This is a genomic window from Mycobacterium sp. SMC-8 (assembly GCF_025263565.1).
GTDB lineage: Bacteria > Actinomycetota > Actinomycetes > Mycobacteriales > Mycobacteriaceae > Mycobacterium.
Map to the genome: position 1 here is coordinate 4,725,534 of NZ_CP079865.1, position 17,516 is coordinate 4,743,049.

The following is a 17,516-nucleotide window of genomic DNA, read 5'->3' on the forward strand; positions in this document are numbered from 1 at the left end:
ACCTGCATGGACCACGCTCCCGTGCGTGACCGGGTGTTGACGGTGCCCAACGCTTTGTCGGTGATCCGGCTGGTGCTGGTCCCGGTGTTCCTGTGGCTGCTGATGGTCGAGGCGACCGGGTGGGCGGTCGCGGTGCTGATGTTCAGCGGAGTGTCCGACTGGGCCGACGGCAAGATCGCCAGGCTCTTCGACAACCAGTCGTCCCGGCTCGGCGAGCTGCTGGATCCGCTGGTCGACCGGATCTACATGATCGTCGTTCCGGTCGCCATGGCGTTGGCCGGAGTCATCCCGTGGTGGGTGGTGGCGCTGCTGCTCGGGAGAGATCTGGTGCTGGCCGGCACGCTGCCGGTGCTGCGCAGCCGCGGATTGTCAGCGCTGCCGGTCACCTACATCGGCAAGGCCGCCACGTTCGCGCTGATGTCCGGGCTGCCGCTGGTGCTGCTCGGCCAGTTCGACGCCCAGTGGAGCAGGGTGGTTCTCGCGATCGGGTGGGGGTTCCTGATCTGGGGTCTGGCGATGTACCTGTGGTCGGGGGTGCTGTACCTGATTCAGGTCGGGATGGTCCTGAAGGTGATGCCACGGCCATGAGCACGCTGGGGGGATTCGACTCGTCCGGACGGAACACGCACGAAGCGGGCGGGCCGACGCGCATTCCGGTGCCGTCGCTGCTGCGCTCGCTGCTCACCGAGCACCTCGACCCCGGCTACGCCGCGGCCGCGCAGTCCGGCGCGCCGCGCCGGCGGTCTTCCGACGCGCTGTGGCAGGTGCTCGCCGCCGTGCTGGTCGCCGCGGTGTTCGCGCTGGCCTGGGCGCAGGCCAGGGACACCGCACCCGGCGTGCGCGAGACCCAGCAGGTACTGGCGGGCAGCGTGCGCTCCGCGGAGGCCGCCACCGACGCGGTCGCGGCGCAGCGCGACGAGCTGACCCGCCAGGTGAACGCCGAACGGCGCAGCCGGCTGGAGGGGGACGCCACCGGACGCCGGCTGCTCGGTGAACTCGACGAGGCCAATGTCGCCGCCGCGGCCGTACCGGTGATCGGGCCGGGATTGACCCTCACGGTGACCGACCCGGGTATGTCGCCCAACCTCACCGATGTCTCCAAACAGCGCGTGGCGGGCAGCAGGCAGGTGATCCTGGACCGGGACCTGCAGCTGGTCGTGAACTCGCTGTGGGTCAGCGGGGCCGAAGCCATCTCGGTCGGCGGCGTGCGTATCGGGCCAAATGTGACGGTCCGCCAGGCCGGGGGCGGGATCCTCGTCGACAATCAGCCGGTCTCGAGTCCGTATGAGATCCTCGCGGTGGGGCCACCGAACGCCATGGCGGACAGCTTCGACCGCAGCGCGGGCCTGCAGCGGCTACGGCTGCTGGAGACGTCCTACGGGGTGGTGGTCAACGTCTCCCAGGGCGACGGTCTGGTGCTGCCGGCCGGCTCGGTCCGCGACATCAACTTCGCTGAACAGATGGGGTCCTAGTTGATCGGAATCGTCGCTCTGGTCGTCGGAATCGTGCTCGGTGTGGTGTTCCATCCCGACGTCCCCGAGTTCGTCCAGCCGTACCTGCCGATCGCGGTGGTCGCCGCGCTCGACGCGGTGTTCGGCGGGCTCCGGGCCTACCTGGAGGGCATCTTCGATTCGAAGGTGTTCGTGGTGTCCTTCGTGTTCAACGTGCTCGTGGCCGCGCTGATCGTCTACGTCGGTGACCAGCTCGGCGTCGGCACCCAGCTCACGACCGCGATCATCGTCGTCCTCGGGATCCGGATCTTCGGCAATGCCGCGGCACTGCGGCGCAGGTTGTTCGGTGCCTGACGATGACTGAGCACGGCCGCCACGAATTCCCGCCCGGTGCCGAGCCGCGGTCGGGCAGGAGCGGACGCCCGCAGCGCGTCTTCGGGGTCCTGGCCGTCCTGTTGTGCCTGCTGCTCGGCGTCGGGATCGCCACCCAGGTGCAGCAGACCGATTCCGGCGACTCGCTGGAGACCGCCCGACCGGCCGACCTGGTGGTGCTGCTGGACTCGCTGCAGCAGCGAGAAGCCGCGCTGAACACCGAGGTCGCCGATCTACAGCAGACGCTGAACGAACTGCAGACCTCCGGCAGTGACGACCAGGCCGCGATCGAGAACGCCCGGTCCCGGCTGGCGGCGCTGTCGATCCTGATCGGCACCGTCGCCGCGACCGGTCCGGGTGTGACGTTGACCATCACCGACCCCGCGCGCGGCGTGGCCGCCGAGACGATGCTCGACGTGATCAACGAATTGCGCGCGGCCGGCGCGGAGGCGATGGAGATCCGCGGCGAGCACAACGGCCAGCAAGTCACGGTCCGGGTCGGGGTCGGCACCTGGGTGGTCGGCAGTGCTGGGTCGCTGATCGTCGACTCCACCACGATGGGCCCCGTGTACTCGGTGATCGCGATCGGGGATCCGCCCACCCTGGCCGCTGCGATGAACATCCCGGGCGGCGCGATGGACAGCGTCGAACGCGTCGGAGGCACGATGGTGGTACAACAGTCCGGCCGGGTGGACGTGACCGCCTTGCGGCAACCGAAACCGCGCCAATACGCTCAGCCCGTCAAATGACCTTCCCGACCAAGGAGCCCCGTGAGCGAGATCCCCGCCGACCTGTCCTACACCGCTGAACACGAGTGGGTGCAGCAGACCGGCGACGACACGGTGCGTGTCGGCATCACCGACTACGCACAGTCCGCCCTGGGCGATGTGGTGTTCGTGCAGCTGCCCGACGTGGGCACAGAGGTGACGGCCGGCGAGTCGTTCGGTGAGGTGGAGTCGACGAAATCGGTGTCGGATCTCTACGCCCCGATCACCGCGAAAGTCGTTGCGGTCAACGGTGACCTGGAGAGCAACCCGCAGCTGGTCAACTCGGATCCGTACGGCGGGGGCTGGCTGGTTGAACTGCAGGCCGAGGCCGGCACCCTGCAGGGTGACCTGGCAGGTCTGCTCGACGCGGAGGGCTACCGCGCCCACGCGACGGACTGAGGTCTTGTTAGGGTCGTTCAGACAGGCTGGGACGCGACGTGCGGATCCAGCAGTGGTGGACACAATGCGGTCGTATGCGCGGTACGGTCGACACCAGCGGCGCATCGGCCGGGGGTCTGGCCGGATACCGCCACGGCAGCCAGTGAGGAGCAGCGGGTGACGGACAAGGACTTCAATACCGGGGCCGATTCTGACGAAGTCACCGTGGAGACCACATCGGTGTTCCGCGCCGACTTCCTCAACGAGCTCGACGCTCCGCCCGCCGCAGGCGGCGACAGCGCGGTCTCGGGAGTAGAAGGCCTGCCGGCCGGTTCGGCGCTGCTGGTCGTCAAGCGCGGCCCGAACGCCGGGTCGCGGTTCCTGCTCGACCAGCCCACCACGTCGGCGGGCCGCCATCCCGACAGCGACATCTTCCTCGACGACGTCACCGTCAGCCGCCGGCACGCGGAGTTCCGGCTGGAGGGTGGCGAGTTCCAGGTCGTCGACGTCGGCAGCCTCAACGGCACCTACGTCAACCGGGAGCCGGTCGACTCGGCCGTGCTGGTCAACGGTGACGAGGTGCAGATCGGTAAGTTCCGTCTGGTGTTCCTGACCGGACCGAAGGGCGCCGACGGCGGCGCATCCGAATGAGTGACTGCGCCCGGTAAGCACCGATGACGCAACCCGACACACCGGCACTGCGCGGGATGTCGATCGGCGTTGTGCTGGATCTGCTCCGCGACGAGTTTCCCGATGTCACGATTTCCAAGATCCGTTTCCTGGAGTCGGAGGGTCTTGTCACGCCCGAGCGGACCGCGTCCGGGTACCGGCGCTTCACCGCCTACGACTGCGCGCGGCTGCGCTTCATCCTGACCGCGCAGCGGGACCAGTACCTGCCGCTGAAGGTCATCAAGGCCCAGCTCGACGCGCAACCCGACGGGGAACTGCCCCGGCCCGGATCCGCATATGCGACACCGCGTCTGGTGCCGGTGGGTCAGGAGACGACGGAGACCGCCGTGGCAGCCGGCCCCGCCCTGGTGCGCCTGAGCCGCGAGGATCTGCTGGAGCGCTCCGGCGTGGGCGAGGAACTGCTGGGCGCACTGCTCAAGGCCGGCATCATCACCCCGATCTTCAAGGGTGGCGGCACCTCGTTCTTCGACGAGCACTCCGTGGTGATCGCCCAGTGCGCGCGCGCCCTGGCCGATTACGGTGTCGAGCCGCGTCATCTGCGCGCGTTCCGTTCGGCCGCCGACCGGCAGTCGGACCTGATCGCTCAGATCGCCGGCCCGGTGGGCAAGGGCGGCAAGGCCGGAGCCCGGGACCGCGCCGACGACCTGGCCCGCGAGGTGGCTGCCCTGGCGATCACGTTGCACACGTCACTGATCAAGTCGGCGGTACGCGACGTTCTGGATCGCTGAGGACTAGACTCGAGCCACGAGTTCGTCGGCGTGCGGAGGGTAGGCACACATGGGTGAGGTTCGTGTGATCGGCATTCGCGTTGAGCCGCCTCAGAACCAGCCTGTCCTGCTGTTGCGGGAGTCCAACGGTGACCGGTATCTGCCGATCTGGATCGGGCAGTCCGAGGCGGCTGCGATCGCCCTCGAACAGCAGGGCGTCGAGCCGCTGCGGCCGATGACGCATGACTTGTTCCGCGATGTGATTGCCGCGCTTGGGCATTCGCTCAAAGAGGTGCGCATCGTGGATCTGCAGGAAGGCACCTTCTACGCGGACCTGATCTTCGACCGTGACATCAAGGTCTCAGCGCGTCCGTCTGATTCGGTGGCGATCGCGCTGCGCGTCGGCGTGCCGATCTATGTCGAGGAGGCCGTGCTGGCCGAGGCGGGGCTGCTGATTCCCGACGAGACCGACGAGGAGTCCGGCGGCGGGGTGCGCGAGGACGAGGTGGAGAAGTTCAAGGAATTCCTCGACAGCGTGTCACCCGACGATTTCAAGGCGACCTGACCGCAGCGCTGATCTTGGTCACGGATGCGTCTCGTCGCGTTCGACACGCGGGCCGGGTTTTCTGAAACGCCGAAACAGGACGCCATACTTGGTCCCGACGGGCAGTCATCCAACGCCGTCAAGCGTATGCTCGAACGAGGTTCGGGCAGGGTGTAAGCAGGGGTTGAGTGCGCCCACGCAGGTCAGAGTTCGATCGGCGAGAGGATTCGCAAGTGGGAGACACGCCACGCCAGGAGCAACTGGACCTGACCACCGGCTCTGTGCAGGCGGACGATCTTCCCCGCGTCACCGGCGAGCCGGTCCAGGCCGGTCTGTTTCCTGACGACTCCGTGCCCGACGAGCTCGTCGGCTACCGCGGGCCCAGCGCCTGCCAGATCGCCGGCATCACCTATCGTCAGCTCGACTACTGGGCCCGTACCTCGCTGGTGGTGCCCTCGATCCGCGGCGCCGCCGGGTCGGGCAGCCAGCGGCTGTACTCCTTCAAGGACATCCTGGTCCTCAAGATCGTCAAGCGGCTGCTCGACACCGGTATCTCGTTGCACAACATCCGCGTCGCGGTCGATCATCTGCGTCAGCGCGGTGTCCAGGATCTGGCAAACATCACGCTGTTCTCCGACGGCACCACGGTGTACGAGTGCACATCGGCAGAAGAAGTGGTCGACCTGCTTCAAGGCGGCCAGGGCGTGTTCGGCATCGCGGTGTCCGGCGCGATGCGTGAGCTGACCGGCGCCATCGCCGACTTCCCCGGCGAGCGCGCCGACGGCGGCGAGTCGATCTCGGCGCCGGAGGACGAGTTGGCGTCCAGGCGTAAGCACCGGGATCGGAAAATAGGCTGAGCGGGTAGACTCGCTCGCGCATCGCCGTCGCGCGGGAGAGTCCCGTGGCCGCCAGCCACGGGCGCCGAAGGAGCAACACCTCTCCGTCAACCTCTCAGGCACCCTGGACCGCGTGAAGCCCCGATGCCTCTGGAAAGCGGTTCGCCGTCCACGCCGGCCGGTGCACCCGCCCATGGGGAAAGGCCGAGCGGCCGAATCTCTCAGGCAGCCCGGTCCGGGTCGACGACAGAGGGGGAGGAGCCGCCGTCGTTCGCGCCCCCGGGAGAACTGCACACGTGTCTGACCAGCCCCGCACCCTTTCGTTCGTCGACCGCCACGTCGGACCCGACGCCCCCGCCCTCGACACGCTGCTGAACACCATCGGGGTCAGCTCCCTGGACGAACTCGCGGCCAAGGCGCTGCCCGCCGGGATCCTGGACTCTCTGACGGCGGCCGGTATCGCGCCCGGGCTGGAGCATCTACCGCCGGCGGCCACGGAGGCCGAGGCGCTGGCCGAACTGCGGGCGATGGCCGATTCGAACACCGTCGCGGTGTCGATGATCGGGCAGGGCTACTACGACACGCTGACCCCGCCGGTGCTGCTGCGCAACATCATGGAGAACCCGGCCTGGTACACCGCGTACACGCCGTACCAGCCCGAGATCAGCCAGGGCCGGCTGGAGGCGCTGCTGAACTTCCAGACGATGGTCACCGACCTGACCGGGCTCGAAGTCGCCAACGCATCGATGCTCGACGAGGCGACCGCCGCCGCGGAGGCGATGACGCTGATGCACCGCGCGGTGCGCGGCCCGGCCCAACGCCTGGCCGTCGATGTCGACATCTATCCGCAGACCGCGGCGGTGCTGGCGACCCGCGCCCAACCGCTGGGCATCGAGATCGTCACGGCCGACCTGCGTCAGGGCCTGCCCGAGGGAGAATTCTTCGGCGTGATCACCCAGCTGCCGGGCGCCGGCGGTGCCGTCAACGACTGGTCCGCGCTGGTCGAGCAGGCCCACGAGCGCGGCGCGCTGGTGGCCATCGGGGCGGACCTGCTGGCTCTGACCCTGATCGCCCCGCCTGGTGAGATCGGCGCGGATGTCGCGTTCGGTACCACCCAGCGCTTCGGCGTGCCGATGGGCTTCGGCGGCCCGCATGCCGGATACCTGGCGGTGCATTCCAAGCAGGCCCGCCAGCTGCCCGGCCGGCTGGTCGGGGTGTCGGTCGACGCTGACGGTTCACCGGCCTACCGGCTCGCGTTGCAGACCCGCGAACAGCACATCCGCCGCGACAAGGCCACCAGCAACATCTGTACCGCGCAGGTGCTGCTGGCCGTCATGGCGGCGATGTACGCGAGCTATCACGGCGCGGACGGGCTGCGCGCGATCGCGCAGCGCGTGCACGACAAGGCAAGGACGCTGGCGGCGGGCCTGACCGCCGCGGGCGTCGAGGTGGTGCACGGGTCGTTTTTCGACACCGTGCTGGCCCGCGTGCCGGGACGCGCGGGCGCGGTCCGCTCCGCCGCCAAGGAGCGCGGCATCAACGTCTGGCTCGTCGACGACGACCACATCTCGGTGGCGTGTGACGAGGCGACCACCGACGGCCACATCGCCGATGTGCTCGGCGCGTTCTCGGCCGAGGTGACCGCGGGGGAGTACGCCGGACCATCGATCACGACGCGGACCTCGGAGTTCCTGACCCATCCGGCGTTCACCCGGTATCGCACCGAGACCGAGATGATGCGGTATCTGCGGTCTTTGGCCGACAAGGACATCGCGCTGGACCGCAGCATGATCCCGCTCGGCTCCTGCACGATGAAGCTCAATGCGGCCGCCGAGATGGAGTCGATCACCTGGCCGGAGTTCGGCCGCCAGCACCCGTTCGCCCCCGCCGCCGATACTCCGGGGCTGCGCCGGCTGATCGCGGACCTACAGGCATGGCTGACCGCCATCACCGGGTACGACGAGGTCTCGCTGCAGCCGAACGCCGGATCGCAGGGCGAGTACGCGGGCCTGCTCGCGATCCAGGCCTACCACTGCGCTCGCGGGGACACCGAGCGCACCGTGTGCCTGATCCCGTCCAGCGCGCACGGTACCAACGCGGCGTCCGCGGCGATGGTCGGCATGAAGGTCGTCGTGGTGGCCTGCCGCCCCAACGGCGATGTCGACCTCGACGACCTGCGCGCCAAGGTCGCCGAGCACGCCGACCGACTGTCGGCGCTGATGATCACCTATCCGTCGACCCACGGGGTGTACGAGCACGACATCGCCGAGATCTGCGCCGCGGTGCACGACGCCGGCGGGCAGGTGTATGTCGACGGCGCCAACCTGAATGCGCTGGTAGGACTGGCCCGCCCTGGCCGGTTCGGGGGCGACGTCAGCCACTTGAACCTGCACAAGACTTTCTGCATCCCGCACGGCGGGGGAGGCCCCGGCGTCGGCCCGGTCGCGGTGCGCGCGCATCTGGCGCAGTACCTGCCCGGCCATCCGCTGGCCGAGGAACTGTCCGACGAGCACACCGTGTCGGCGGCGCCGTACGGGTCGGCCTCGATCTTGCCGATCACCTGGGCCTATATCCGGATGATGGGCGCCGAGGGTTTGCGGTCGGCGACGCTGGTGGCGATCGCGTTGGCCAACTACATCGCCCGCAGGCTCGACGAGTACTACCCGGTGCTCTACACGGGCGAGAACGGCATGGTCGCCCATGAGTGCATCCTCGATCTGCGCTCGATCACCAAAGCCACCGGAGTCACCGTCGACGACGTCGCAAAGAGGTTGGCCGACTACGGCTTCCACGCCCCCACGATGAGCTTCCCCGTCGCGGGCACCCTGATGGTCGAGCCGACCGAGAGCGAGTCGCTTGCCGAGATCGACGCCTTCTGTGAGGCGATGATCGCGATCCGCGGCGAGATCGACAAGGTCGGGTCCGGAACGTGGTCGGTGGACGACAACCCGTTGCGCGGTGCGCCGCACACCGCGCAGTGTCTGCTCGTCGGCGATTGGAACCACCCGTACAGCCGCGAGCAGGCGGCCTATCCGTTGGGCACGTCGTTCCGGCCGAAGGTGTGGCCACCGGTGCGCCGCATCGACGGCGCCTACGGCGACCGCAACCTGGTGTGCTCCTGCCCGCCGGTGGAGGCGTTCGCCTGACCGGCACCGGCGGGCGATAGGGTGACCGGCATGACGGGAGCCCCTGGGGAGACTGCAGGCCAGCCGAAGTTGTTCATCTTCCCGCACGCCGGCGGTTCGGCGCAGTACTACGTACCGTTCGCCAAGACCTTCACCACCGACATCAAGCGGGTCGCGGTGCAGTATCCCGGCCAGCGTGGCAAGCAGGACTTCGCGTCGTTCACCAGCCTGCCCGCGCTGGCCGACGAGGTGTGCAAGATGGTCTCCCCGGACAAAGAAGGCGGCGTCCACGGACCTCCCATCGCCTTCTTCGGGCACAGCATGGGAGGTTTGCTGGCGTTCGAGGTGGCCCGCCGCTTCGAGGAGGCCGGACGGCCGATCACCGCGCTCTTCGTCTCGGCGGTCGCCGCACCCGGCCGAGTGGGTTACGAAGACATTCCCGACGACGACGAGGGTCTGCTGGCCGCGGTCAGCTCGATGACGGGCGCCAACCCGGAGTTCATGAAGAACCCGGAGTTCGCGGCGGCGATCCTGCCGACGCTGCGTGGCCTCAAGGCGATCGCCAACTACACCTGCCCGCCGGAGGTGAGGCTCTCGGCGCCGATCCACGCGTTCTTCGGCGATGACGACGAGATCGCCACGGCAGAGAAGGTGAAGCCGTGGAGTGAGCGGACCACCGCCGAGTTCACCGCGCGGGAACTGCCCGGGCACCACTTTTACCTCAATGATCACCTCGACGACGTGGTGCCCGACATCGAAGCCAAGCTCTGGGCGCAGATATCCCCATAGCGCACACGCTGTGGTTTTCACCACAGGAGTCACACGAATCGCTCGCCCGCAGCCGCGCGACGCACCCCCGTGCGGAGCCCGTCGGCGCACCCGTCTGCCACCGGTACGGGCCCACAACTTACCGGCGAGTCAGATATTTAATTGACGCGAGCGTGCGATCTCGGCAAACGCCTTACGCGCGCGTCAAGACGATCCGAGCACTGTTTTCGTCGACGCCGTCGGCGTAACCGCGTACCCGCACGTCACACCCATGGAGCAACCCGGATACCTGGTGTCAAGTGGGCTGTTTCTACGCCTGGCAAAACTGTGAGCACGCTGTACATCGGGCGGGAAGTGCTTCCCTATGCACAAAACGGGCGAAAAATGCCGGAATCCGCCAACTTCCCTCTGGCAAGCATGTCGTGGTCTAATCCATGGTCGGATTGCTCAACAAAATTGACGGGTCAGTGTTAGCCTTCCGGCGAGCGGGGGAATGTGCGGCCAAGAGCTGCGAAGGGGTCATCCATCCACGGCGATGAAGCCGGGGCGCGGAAGATAATGAAAGGACGTCGCCATGCCGTTGCTTGAGTCGACCATTCCCGGCCTGCTCGCCGAGCGTGCGCGCCTGCAACCCGATGACGTGGCCTACACGTTCATCGATTATGACGTCGACCCGGCGGGCTTCGCCGAATCGCTGACGTGGTCTGAGGTTCACCACCGGGTTCAGGTAGTCGCCGAGGAGCTGCTCCGCCACGGTTCCAAGGGTGATCGGGCCGCGATCCTCGCGCCCCAGGGCCTGGAGTACATCATCGCCTTCTACGGCGCGATGGCCGCCGGTTTCATCGCCGTGCCGCTGCCGGTGCCGGCCATGGGCCAGCTCGACGAGCGCGTGAACGGCGCGCTGCGGGACTGCCAGCCGGTGGCCGTGCTCACCACCTCGGCCGTCGTCGGCGACATCATGACCTATGTCGGCGGGCTTCCGGGCGGGACGCCCCCGGCCGTGATCGAGGTGGACGCACTCGACTTCGATTCGCCACGCACGGTCGAGGTGAACGTCGGGCCCCTGCCCAAGACCGCCTACCTGCAGTACACCTCGGGCTCGACGCGGTCGCCGGCCGGCGTGATCATGACCCACCGGAACGTGATCGCGAACCTCGAGCAGATCTTCACCGACTACATGTCGCACCGTGGCGGCGTGCCGCCACAGGACACGACGATGGTGTCGTGGCTGCCCTTCTATCACGACATGGGCCTGATCCAGGGTGTGTTCGCCACGCTGCTGTGCCCGCCGGACGGCCCGGACGGCACCTGGGGCCGGCCCGCGGTGCTGATGAGCCCGGTGGCCTTCCTGCAGAAGCCGGCGCGCTGGATCCAGCAGCTCGCGATCAACCCCCACTCGTGGTCGGCGGCGCCGAACTTCGCCTTCGAGCTGTCGGTGCGACGCACCTCCGACGCCGACATGGAGGGCCTGGACCTGGGCGACGTGCTGGGCATCATCAGCGGCAGCGAGCGCATCCACTCGGCGACCATCCGCCGCTTCAACGAGCGCTTCGCACAGTTCAACATGCCGGACACCACCGTACGGCCGTCCTACGGGCTGGCCGAGGCCACCCTGTATGTGATCTCGGCGCCGACCGGGCACACCCCGGCGACGGTGCGATTCGACTACGAGAAGCTCTCCGCCGGCCATGCCGAGCGCTGCGGCTCGGAGTCGGGCACCGAACTGGTGAGCTACGGCACGCCGCGCTCGTCCACCGTGCGGATCGTTGATCCCGAGACCCGCACCGAGAATCCGGACGGCAAGATCGGCGAGATCTGGGTGCACGGCGAGCAGGTCGCGTCGGGCTACTGGCGCAACCCGCAGCAGACCGAGCGCACCTTCGGTGGCGAGATCGTCAACCCGTCCGAGGGCACCCCGGTGGGCCCGTGGCTCAAGACCGGCGACCTCGGCGTGATGTCCGAGGGCGAGATGTTCATCATCGGCCGGATCAAGGACCTGCTGATCGTCGACGGGCGCAACCACTACCCGGACGACATCGAGGCCACCATCCAGGAGATCACCGGCGGCCGGGTCGCGGCGATCTCGGTGCTCGACGACACCAGCGAGCAGCTCGTCGCCATCGCCGAGCTGAAGAAGAAGGGCAGTTCCGAAGCCGAGGCCCTGGACAAGCTGCGGGCCGTCAAGCGAGAGGTCGCCTCGGCGATCAAACGCTCACACAGCGTGCGCGTGGCCGACCTGGTGCTGGTGGCACCCGGTTCCATCCCCATCACTACTAGCGGAAAGATTCGGCGCTCGGCCTGTGTCGACAGGTATCGACAGGACGAGTTCAGCCGGTTGGACGTCACTACATGACCTCTGCTTTCGACGAGGACGCAATCCGGCACTGGTTGGTCGACTATCTGGTCACCAACATCGGTTGCAGTCCCGACGAGATCGATTTCAATGCCCCTCTGAACGACCTGGCCGTCGGCTCCAGCGACGCCGTCGTGCTGACCGGCGAACTCTCCGAGTTGCTGGGCCGCACGGTCTCGCCGGTGGAGTTCTGGCAGTACCCGACGATCAACGCGTTGGCGAAGTTCCTCACCGGCGGTGAGGTCGAGCCCGCTGCCGAGGCGCCCGTGGTACGCGAGTACAGCACGGTCGACGAGCCGATCGCGGTGATCGGGCTGGGCTGCCGGTTCCCGGGTGGCGCCGATCTCGAGGGCAACATCGCCGGCCCGGACGCGTACTGGCAGTTCCTGATGGACGGCCGGTCGTCGGTGCGTCAGGTGCCCGAGGACCGCTGGGCGTCGTTCCAGATCAACACCCCGGAGGCGGCCGCCGCGCTGGCCGGCACCACCCGGTGGGGAGCGTTCCTGCGCGACCTAGATGCCTTCGACGCCGAGTTCTTCGAGATCTCGCCCAGCGAGGCCGACAAGATGGACCCCCAGCAGCGGCTGCTGCTCGAGGTCACCCAGGAGGCGCTGGAGAACGCCGGTATCCCGGCCCACACGCTGCGGCATTCACAGACCGGCGTGTTCGCCGCGGCGTGCCTCGGCGAGTACGGCTATCTGTCCACTGTCGATCTCGGTGACGTCGACTCATGGTCGGGCACCGGCGGGGCGTTGAGCATCATCGCCAACCGGGTGTCGTACTACTTCGATCTGCGCGGCCCGTCGGTCACCATCGACACGGCATGCTCGTCATCCCTGGTCACCATCCACCTGGCCTGCCAGAGCCTGCGCTCGGGCGACTCGAACATGGCGCTGGCCGCGGGAGTGAACCTGCTGCTGTCCCCGGCGGTCACCCGCAGCTTCGACCAGCTCGAGGCGATGTCCAAGTCGGGCCAGTGTCACGCGTTCGACGCCAGCGCCGACGGTTTCGTGCGCGGCGAGGGCTGCGGGGTGGCGGTGCTCAAGCGGCTGTCCGACGCGCAACGCGACGGCGACCGCATCCTGGCCGTCATCCGCGGCTCGGCCGTGAATCAGGACGGCCGCTCCAACGGGCTGATGGCGCCCAACCCGGCCGCGCAGATGGCCGTGCTGCGGTCGGCGTACTCGGCTGCGGGCATCGAGCCCCGTGAGGTCGACTACGTCGAGACCCACGGCACCGGCACGCTGCTGGGCGATCCGATCGAAGCCCGGGCGCTGGGCACGGTGCTGGGCCGCGGTCGACCCGCCGACGCGCCGCTGCTGCTGGGCGCGGTGAAGTCGAACCTGGGCCATCTGGAAGCCGCGGCGGGTATCGCCGGGTTCGCCAAGGCGGTGCTGGCGTTGCAGCACCACACGATTCCGGCCAACCTCGGCTACCAGCAGCCCAACCCGCACATCCCGTTCGACAATCTGCGACTGAAGGTCGTCGCCGAGCACACCGAATGGCCTGCCCAGCCGGGGCGGCCGCGGCGGGCGGGGATCTCGTCGTTCGGGTTCGGCGGCACCAACGCCCACGTCGTGATCGAGCAGCCGCCGGTGTCCGCGCCGGCGCCCGCCGGAGAATCCGGCGCTGTCACCACGCTGGTGGTGTCCGGACGCTCACCGGAGCGGATCGCATCGCAGGCGGCGATGCTGGCCGAGTGGATGGCCGGCGAGGGCGCCGACGTGCCGCTGGCCGAGGTCGCGCACACCCTCAACCATCACCGCACCCAGCACAACAAATTCGCCACGGTCGCCGCACGCGACCGCGACCAGGCCATCGCGGGCCTGCAGGCGCTGGCCGCCGGGCAGAGTGCGCCCGGTGTGGTGTCCGCCCCGACAGCCGCACGCAAGCCGGGCACGGTGTTCGTGTATTCCGGGCAGGGTTCGCAGTGGCCGGGTATGGCCCGCGGGCTGTTGGCCGAGGAACCGGCCTTCGCTTCGGCTCTGGCCGAGATCGAACCGGTCTTCGTCGAGCAGGTGGGCTTCTCGCTGCACGACATCATCGCCAACGGGGACACCGTCAGCGGCGACGCGCAGGTACAGCCGGTGCTGATGGGGCTGCAGCTGGCCCTGACCGAGCTGTGGCGTTCCTATGGCGTGCATCCCGACGCGGTCATCGGCCATTCCATGGGCGAGGTCACCGCCGCTGTCGTGGCCGGCGCGCTGAGCCTTTCGGACGGACTGAAGGTGATCGCGGCCCGTTCGTCGATCATGTCCCGGCTGGCCGGCCAAGGCGCCGTCGCGCTGATCGAGCTCGATCCGGAGGCCGCCACGGCGTTCGTGGCGGACTATCCCAGCGTCGAGATCGCCGGCTATGTGTCGCCGCGCCAGACCGTGGTGGCCGGCCTGCCCGACCAGGTCGACGCCGTCATCGCCGCCGTCACCGCCCAGGACCGGTTCGCCCGCCGCGTCAACATGGAGGTGGCCTCGCATACCGCGCTGATGGACCCGGTGCTGCCGGATCTACGCGAGGCGCTGGCCGGGCTAACCCCGCGGACGCCGAACCTGCCGTTCCTGTCGACGGTCACTGAGCCGGACGGCGAACCGACCCTCGATGCCGACTACTGGGTGGCCAACGTGCGCCGGCCGGTCAAGTTCAGCCAGGCCATCGAGGCCGCCGCGGCCGAGATCGGCACGTTCATCGAGGTCAGCGCCAACCCGATCCTGACCTATGCGGTCGACGACACGCTGGCGTCGGCGAGCCACGTCAGCCTGGGCACGCTGGCCCGCGACACCGACGACACGCTGACGTTCCACACCGCACTGAACGCGACGTCCACCACCCACGCGCCGGAGACGCCGCACCGCGGCGAGCCGCACGTGCCGCTGCCGACCACGCCGTGGCACCACACCCGCCACTGGGCCATCCGCAAGCAAGCACCCTCGGGTGCGTCGGCGCCGAGCCCGGACACGGTGCTCGGGTCACACACCGCCGTCGCGGGCCCCCAGCCGGGACACCTGTGGCAGGCCCGGCTGGCGCCGCAGGCGCGGCCGTACCCGAACTCGCACAAGTTCGCCGGGGTCGAGATCGTTCCGCTGTCGGTGCTGCTGCAGACGCTGTCGCTGGCCGCATCCCGCACCGGCGCATCCGCGGTGACCGACGTCCGGTTCGACTTCCCGATCACCGTCGACGGGGCGCGCCTGGTGCAGGTGTTCAGCGACGGTGACACGATCACGATCTCGTCGGCGCCCGCCGGCGGCGACGAGGACGCGCCGCAGCGCTGGATCCGGCATGTGAGCGCACGGCTCGCCCACCGGGTCACCGACGGCTCCGCGCCGGCCGTGCCGTCCTCGGCCTACGATCCGGCAGCCCTGACCGAACTCCACAACGCGTGGGGTATCGAGGGCCTGGCCTACCCGTGGACCGCCGCGTCGCACGAGAGCGCGTCGGGCGAGCTGCGCACCGTGGTCGAGCTGGCCTCCGGAGCGCCGGCGGGCCTGCTCGACGCCGCGGTCAATCTCGGCCGGCTCGTCGACTCCTCGACGCCGGGCCTGATGGTGCCGTCCGCTGCCGACAGTGTCCGGTGGGAAGGGGCGAAAGCCGTCACCCGCGCCGTCGTCACGGCGCACAACCGTGGGCGCGACGGCGACGACCTGGTCGTCGACCTCACCCTCAGCGGCGAGGACGGCACGCGCTACGCCCGGATCTCCGGGCTGCGCTACACGCCCGTCGAGATCGGCTCGGTCACCGCGTCGGCCGCCGCGGATCCGCAGCGCGTCGCACACCGGCTCGACTGGCAGCCGTGGACGCCGGACGACGAGGCCCGCACCGACACCGGTCCGGTCGCGGTGGTCGGTGCCGGCGAGACCGCGCGGGCGGTGCGTGACGCGGTCACCGCCGCCGGGCATGCCGAGGCCGACGTGGCCGACGCCCGCTTCGTGGTCTACGTCGCCGAGCCGGGCCCGGTCGACGGCGATCAGGCCGACAGCGATCAGGACGCCGCGGTGCGGTTGACCACCGAGGTGGCAGAGCTGGTCGGCACGCTCGCCGACCGCGAGCCGCGCCATCCGGCAACGCTGTGGATCGTCACCCGCGGGGTGTACGAGTCCGCATCCCCGGCAGCTCTGCGACAGAGCCCGCTGTGGGGTCTGGCCGGGGTGGTCGGTGCCGAGCAACCCCAGCTGTGGGGCGGCCTGGTCGACCTGCCCGCCGAGCAGCCGTCGGCCGAGTCGTTCGCGGCGGTGCTGCCGACCCCGGTCAAGTCGGTGGCGATCCTGCGGGACGGAGCGCTGCGCACGTCGGCGCTGGCCGAGATCGGCGACGCCCCCGTCCGGGACACCCTGCGGTGCCGGCCGGACGCGGCGTACCTGATCACCGGCGGTATGGGGGTGTTGGGCCTGCTGATGGCCGACTGGCTGGCCGACCGCGGCGCACGACGCGTGGTGCTGGCCGGCCGTACCGCGATGCCGCCTCGCCGCAGCTGGGACGACGCCACCGACGACGCCATGCGCCAGAAGATCAGCGCGATCCGTGCACTGGAGCAGCGAGGCGTGGCGGTCGACACCGTGGCCCTCGACATCGCGTCCGCCGACGCGGTGACCGCGATGCTCCAGCGGCGCGACGCGGACGGCGCGCCGCCGATCCGCGGCGTCATCCACGCCGCGGGCATGACCGAGGCCCAGCTGCTCACCGAGATCGAGGCTGACCGCGTGCACCGCACAGTGTGGCCGAAGATCGCCGGTGCGACGGTGCTCGACGAGATCTTCCCGGTCGGCAGCCTGGACTTCCTGTACCTGGCCGCCTCGGCCGGTGCGGTGTTCGGCATCCCCGGGCAGGGCGCCTACGCGGCGGGCAACGCGTACCTCGACGCGCTGGCGCGGTCACGGCACAGCCAGGGCGACAACACCGTCAGCCTGGACTGGGTGGCCTGGCAGGGGCTCGGCTTCGGCAGCGAGGCCCAGGTGGTGATCTCCGAGCTGGAGCGCGTCGGATCACGCCCCGTGATGCCTGCCGAGGCGTTCGCGGCGTGGGACTTCGTCACCCGCTTCGACATCGCCCAGGCCGTGATGGCGCCGATGCAGTCCGCAGAGGATGCCGCGGCGGTCACCTCCGACACGCACCGGGCCGCGCCGACCCGCGACTGGGCGGCGATGACCCCCGAGGAGCTGCGGTCCGAACTGGAGGAGGGGCTGCGCGGCATCCTGGCCACCGAGCTGCGGCTGCCCGAGAGCGACGTCCACACCGATCGGCCCTTCGCCGAGATGGGTCTGAACTCGGTGATGGCCATGTCGATCCGCCGCGAGGTGGAGCGTCTGGTCGGGTTGGAGTTGTCGGCGACGATGCTGTTCAACCACCCGACGATCGATTCGTTCGCCGGCTACCTGGCCGCTCAGCTGGCCCCCGACACCGGCGGTGACGACGATGTGAACGACGAGTCGGGCGACAGCTTGCTCGACTCGCTGTTCGACAGCGTTGAGAACTGATTTCCCTGATTGCCCCGATGCACGAGACCATGTCGGGAGACGATTGAAAGGATGTAGGAG

The 17,516-nt window shown here is 69.1% G+C and carries 13 protein-coding genes and 1 riboswitch; all 13 genes read left to right on the forward strand.

Going from position 1 to position 17,516, the window contains the following annotated elements:
• Positions 1–6 precede the first annotated feature (6 nt).
• The 13 genes from KXD97_RS22885 (at position 7) to KXD97_RS22945 (ending at position 17,456) form a co-directional block, all read left to right on the forward strand.
• Complete coding sequence (locus KXD97_RS22885; protein ID WP_260752654.1) at positions 7–588, forward strand: CDP-alcohol phosphatidyltransferase family protein; 582 nt, start codon at positions 7–9, stop codon at positions 586–588.
• Entirely contained in the window at positions 585–1,472 is an 888-nt protein-coding gene (locus KXD97_RS22890; RefSeq protein ID WP_260752657.1) for a DUF881 domain-containing protein, read from the forward strand. The genes KXD97_RS22885 and KXD97_RS22890 overlap by 4 nt, the downstream gene beginning before the upstream one ends.
• A complete protein-coding gene (locus KXD97_RS22895) occupies positions 1,473–1,805 on the forward strand; it encodes a small basic family protein (RefSeq protein ID WP_260752659.1) in 333 nt (110 codons plus the stop codon).
• Positions 1,806–1,807: 2 nt separating this feature from the next.
• Positions 1,808–2,572: a DUF881 domain-containing protein gene (locus tag KXD97_RS22900; protein WP_260752661.1), complete on the forward strand. Its 765-nt coding sequence runs from the start codon at positions 1,808–1,810 to the stop codon at positions 2,570–2,572.
• Between the two features lie 21 nt (positions 2,573–2,593).
• Complete coding sequence (gene gcvH / locus KXD97_RS22905; protein ID WP_260752663.1) at positions 2,594–2,989, forward strand: glycine cleavage system protein GcvH; 396 nt, start codon at positions 2,594–2,596, stop codon at positions 2,987–2,989.
• 156 nt (positions 2,990–3,145) lie between these two features.
• Positions 3,146–3,619 (forward strand): glycogen accumulation regulator GarA, encoded by a 474-nt coding sequence (garA, locus tag KXD97_RS22910; RefSeq protein WP_260752664.1) that lies wholly within the window; start codon positions 3,146–3,148, stop codon positions 3,617–3,619.
• A gap of 23 nt (positions 3,620–3,642) precedes the next feature.
• Positions 3,643–4,386: a MerR family transcriptional regulator gene (locus tag KXD97_RS22915; RefSeq protein WP_260752666.1), complete on the forward strand. Its 744-nt coding sequence runs from the start codon at positions 3,643–3,645 to the stop codon at positions 4,384–4,386.
• A 49-nt stretch (positions 4,387–4,435) separates the two neighbouring features.
• Entirely contained in the window at positions 4,436–4,930 is a 495-nt protein-coding gene (locus KXD97_RS22920; protein WP_260752668.1) for a bifunctional nuclease family protein, read from the forward strand.
• 212 nt (positions 4,931–5,142) lie between these two features.
• On the forward strand, positions 5,143–5,766 hold the full coding sequence (locus KXD97_RS22925) for a MerR family transcriptional regulator (RefSeq protein WP_260752669.1): 624 nt from the start codon (positions 5,143–5,145) through the stop codon (positions 5,764–5,766).
• Between the two features lie 22 nt (positions 5,767–5,788).
• Positions 5,789–5,887, forward strand: a riboswitch (glycine riboswitch).
• Between the two features lie 154 nt (positions 5,888–6,041).
• Positions 6,042–8,891 (forward strand): aminomethyl-transferring glycine dehydrogenase, encoded by a 2,850-nt coding sequence (gene gcvP / locus KXD97_RS22930; RefSeq protein WP_260752671.1) that lies wholly within the window; start codon positions 6,042–6,044, stop codon positions 8,889–8,891.
• Positions 8,892–8,921: 30 nt separating this feature from the next.
• The gene (locus tag KXD97_RS22935; RefSeq protein WP_260752672.1) at positions 8,922–9,659 is read left to right on the forward strand and encodes a thioesterase II family protein; all 738 of its coding nucleotides are present in this window, start codon (positions 8,922–8,924) and stop codon (positions 9,657–9,659) included.
• Between the two features lie 553 nt (positions 9,660–10,212).
• Positions 10,213–11,991: an AMP-binding protein gene (locus KXD97_RS22940; RefSeq protein ID WP_313901322.1), complete on the forward strand. Its 1,779-nt coding sequence runs from the start codon at positions 10,213–10,215 to the stop codon at positions 11,989–11,991.
• Positions 11,988–17,456: a type I polyketide synthase gene (locus KXD97_RS22945; protein ID WP_260752673.1), complete on the forward strand. Its 5,469-nt coding sequence runs from the start codon at positions 11,988–11,990 to the stop codon at positions 17,454–17,456. Before KXD97_RS22940 ends, KXD97_RS22945 begins: the two co-directional genes overlap by 4 nt.
• Positions 17,457–17,516: the final 60 nt, after the last annotated feature.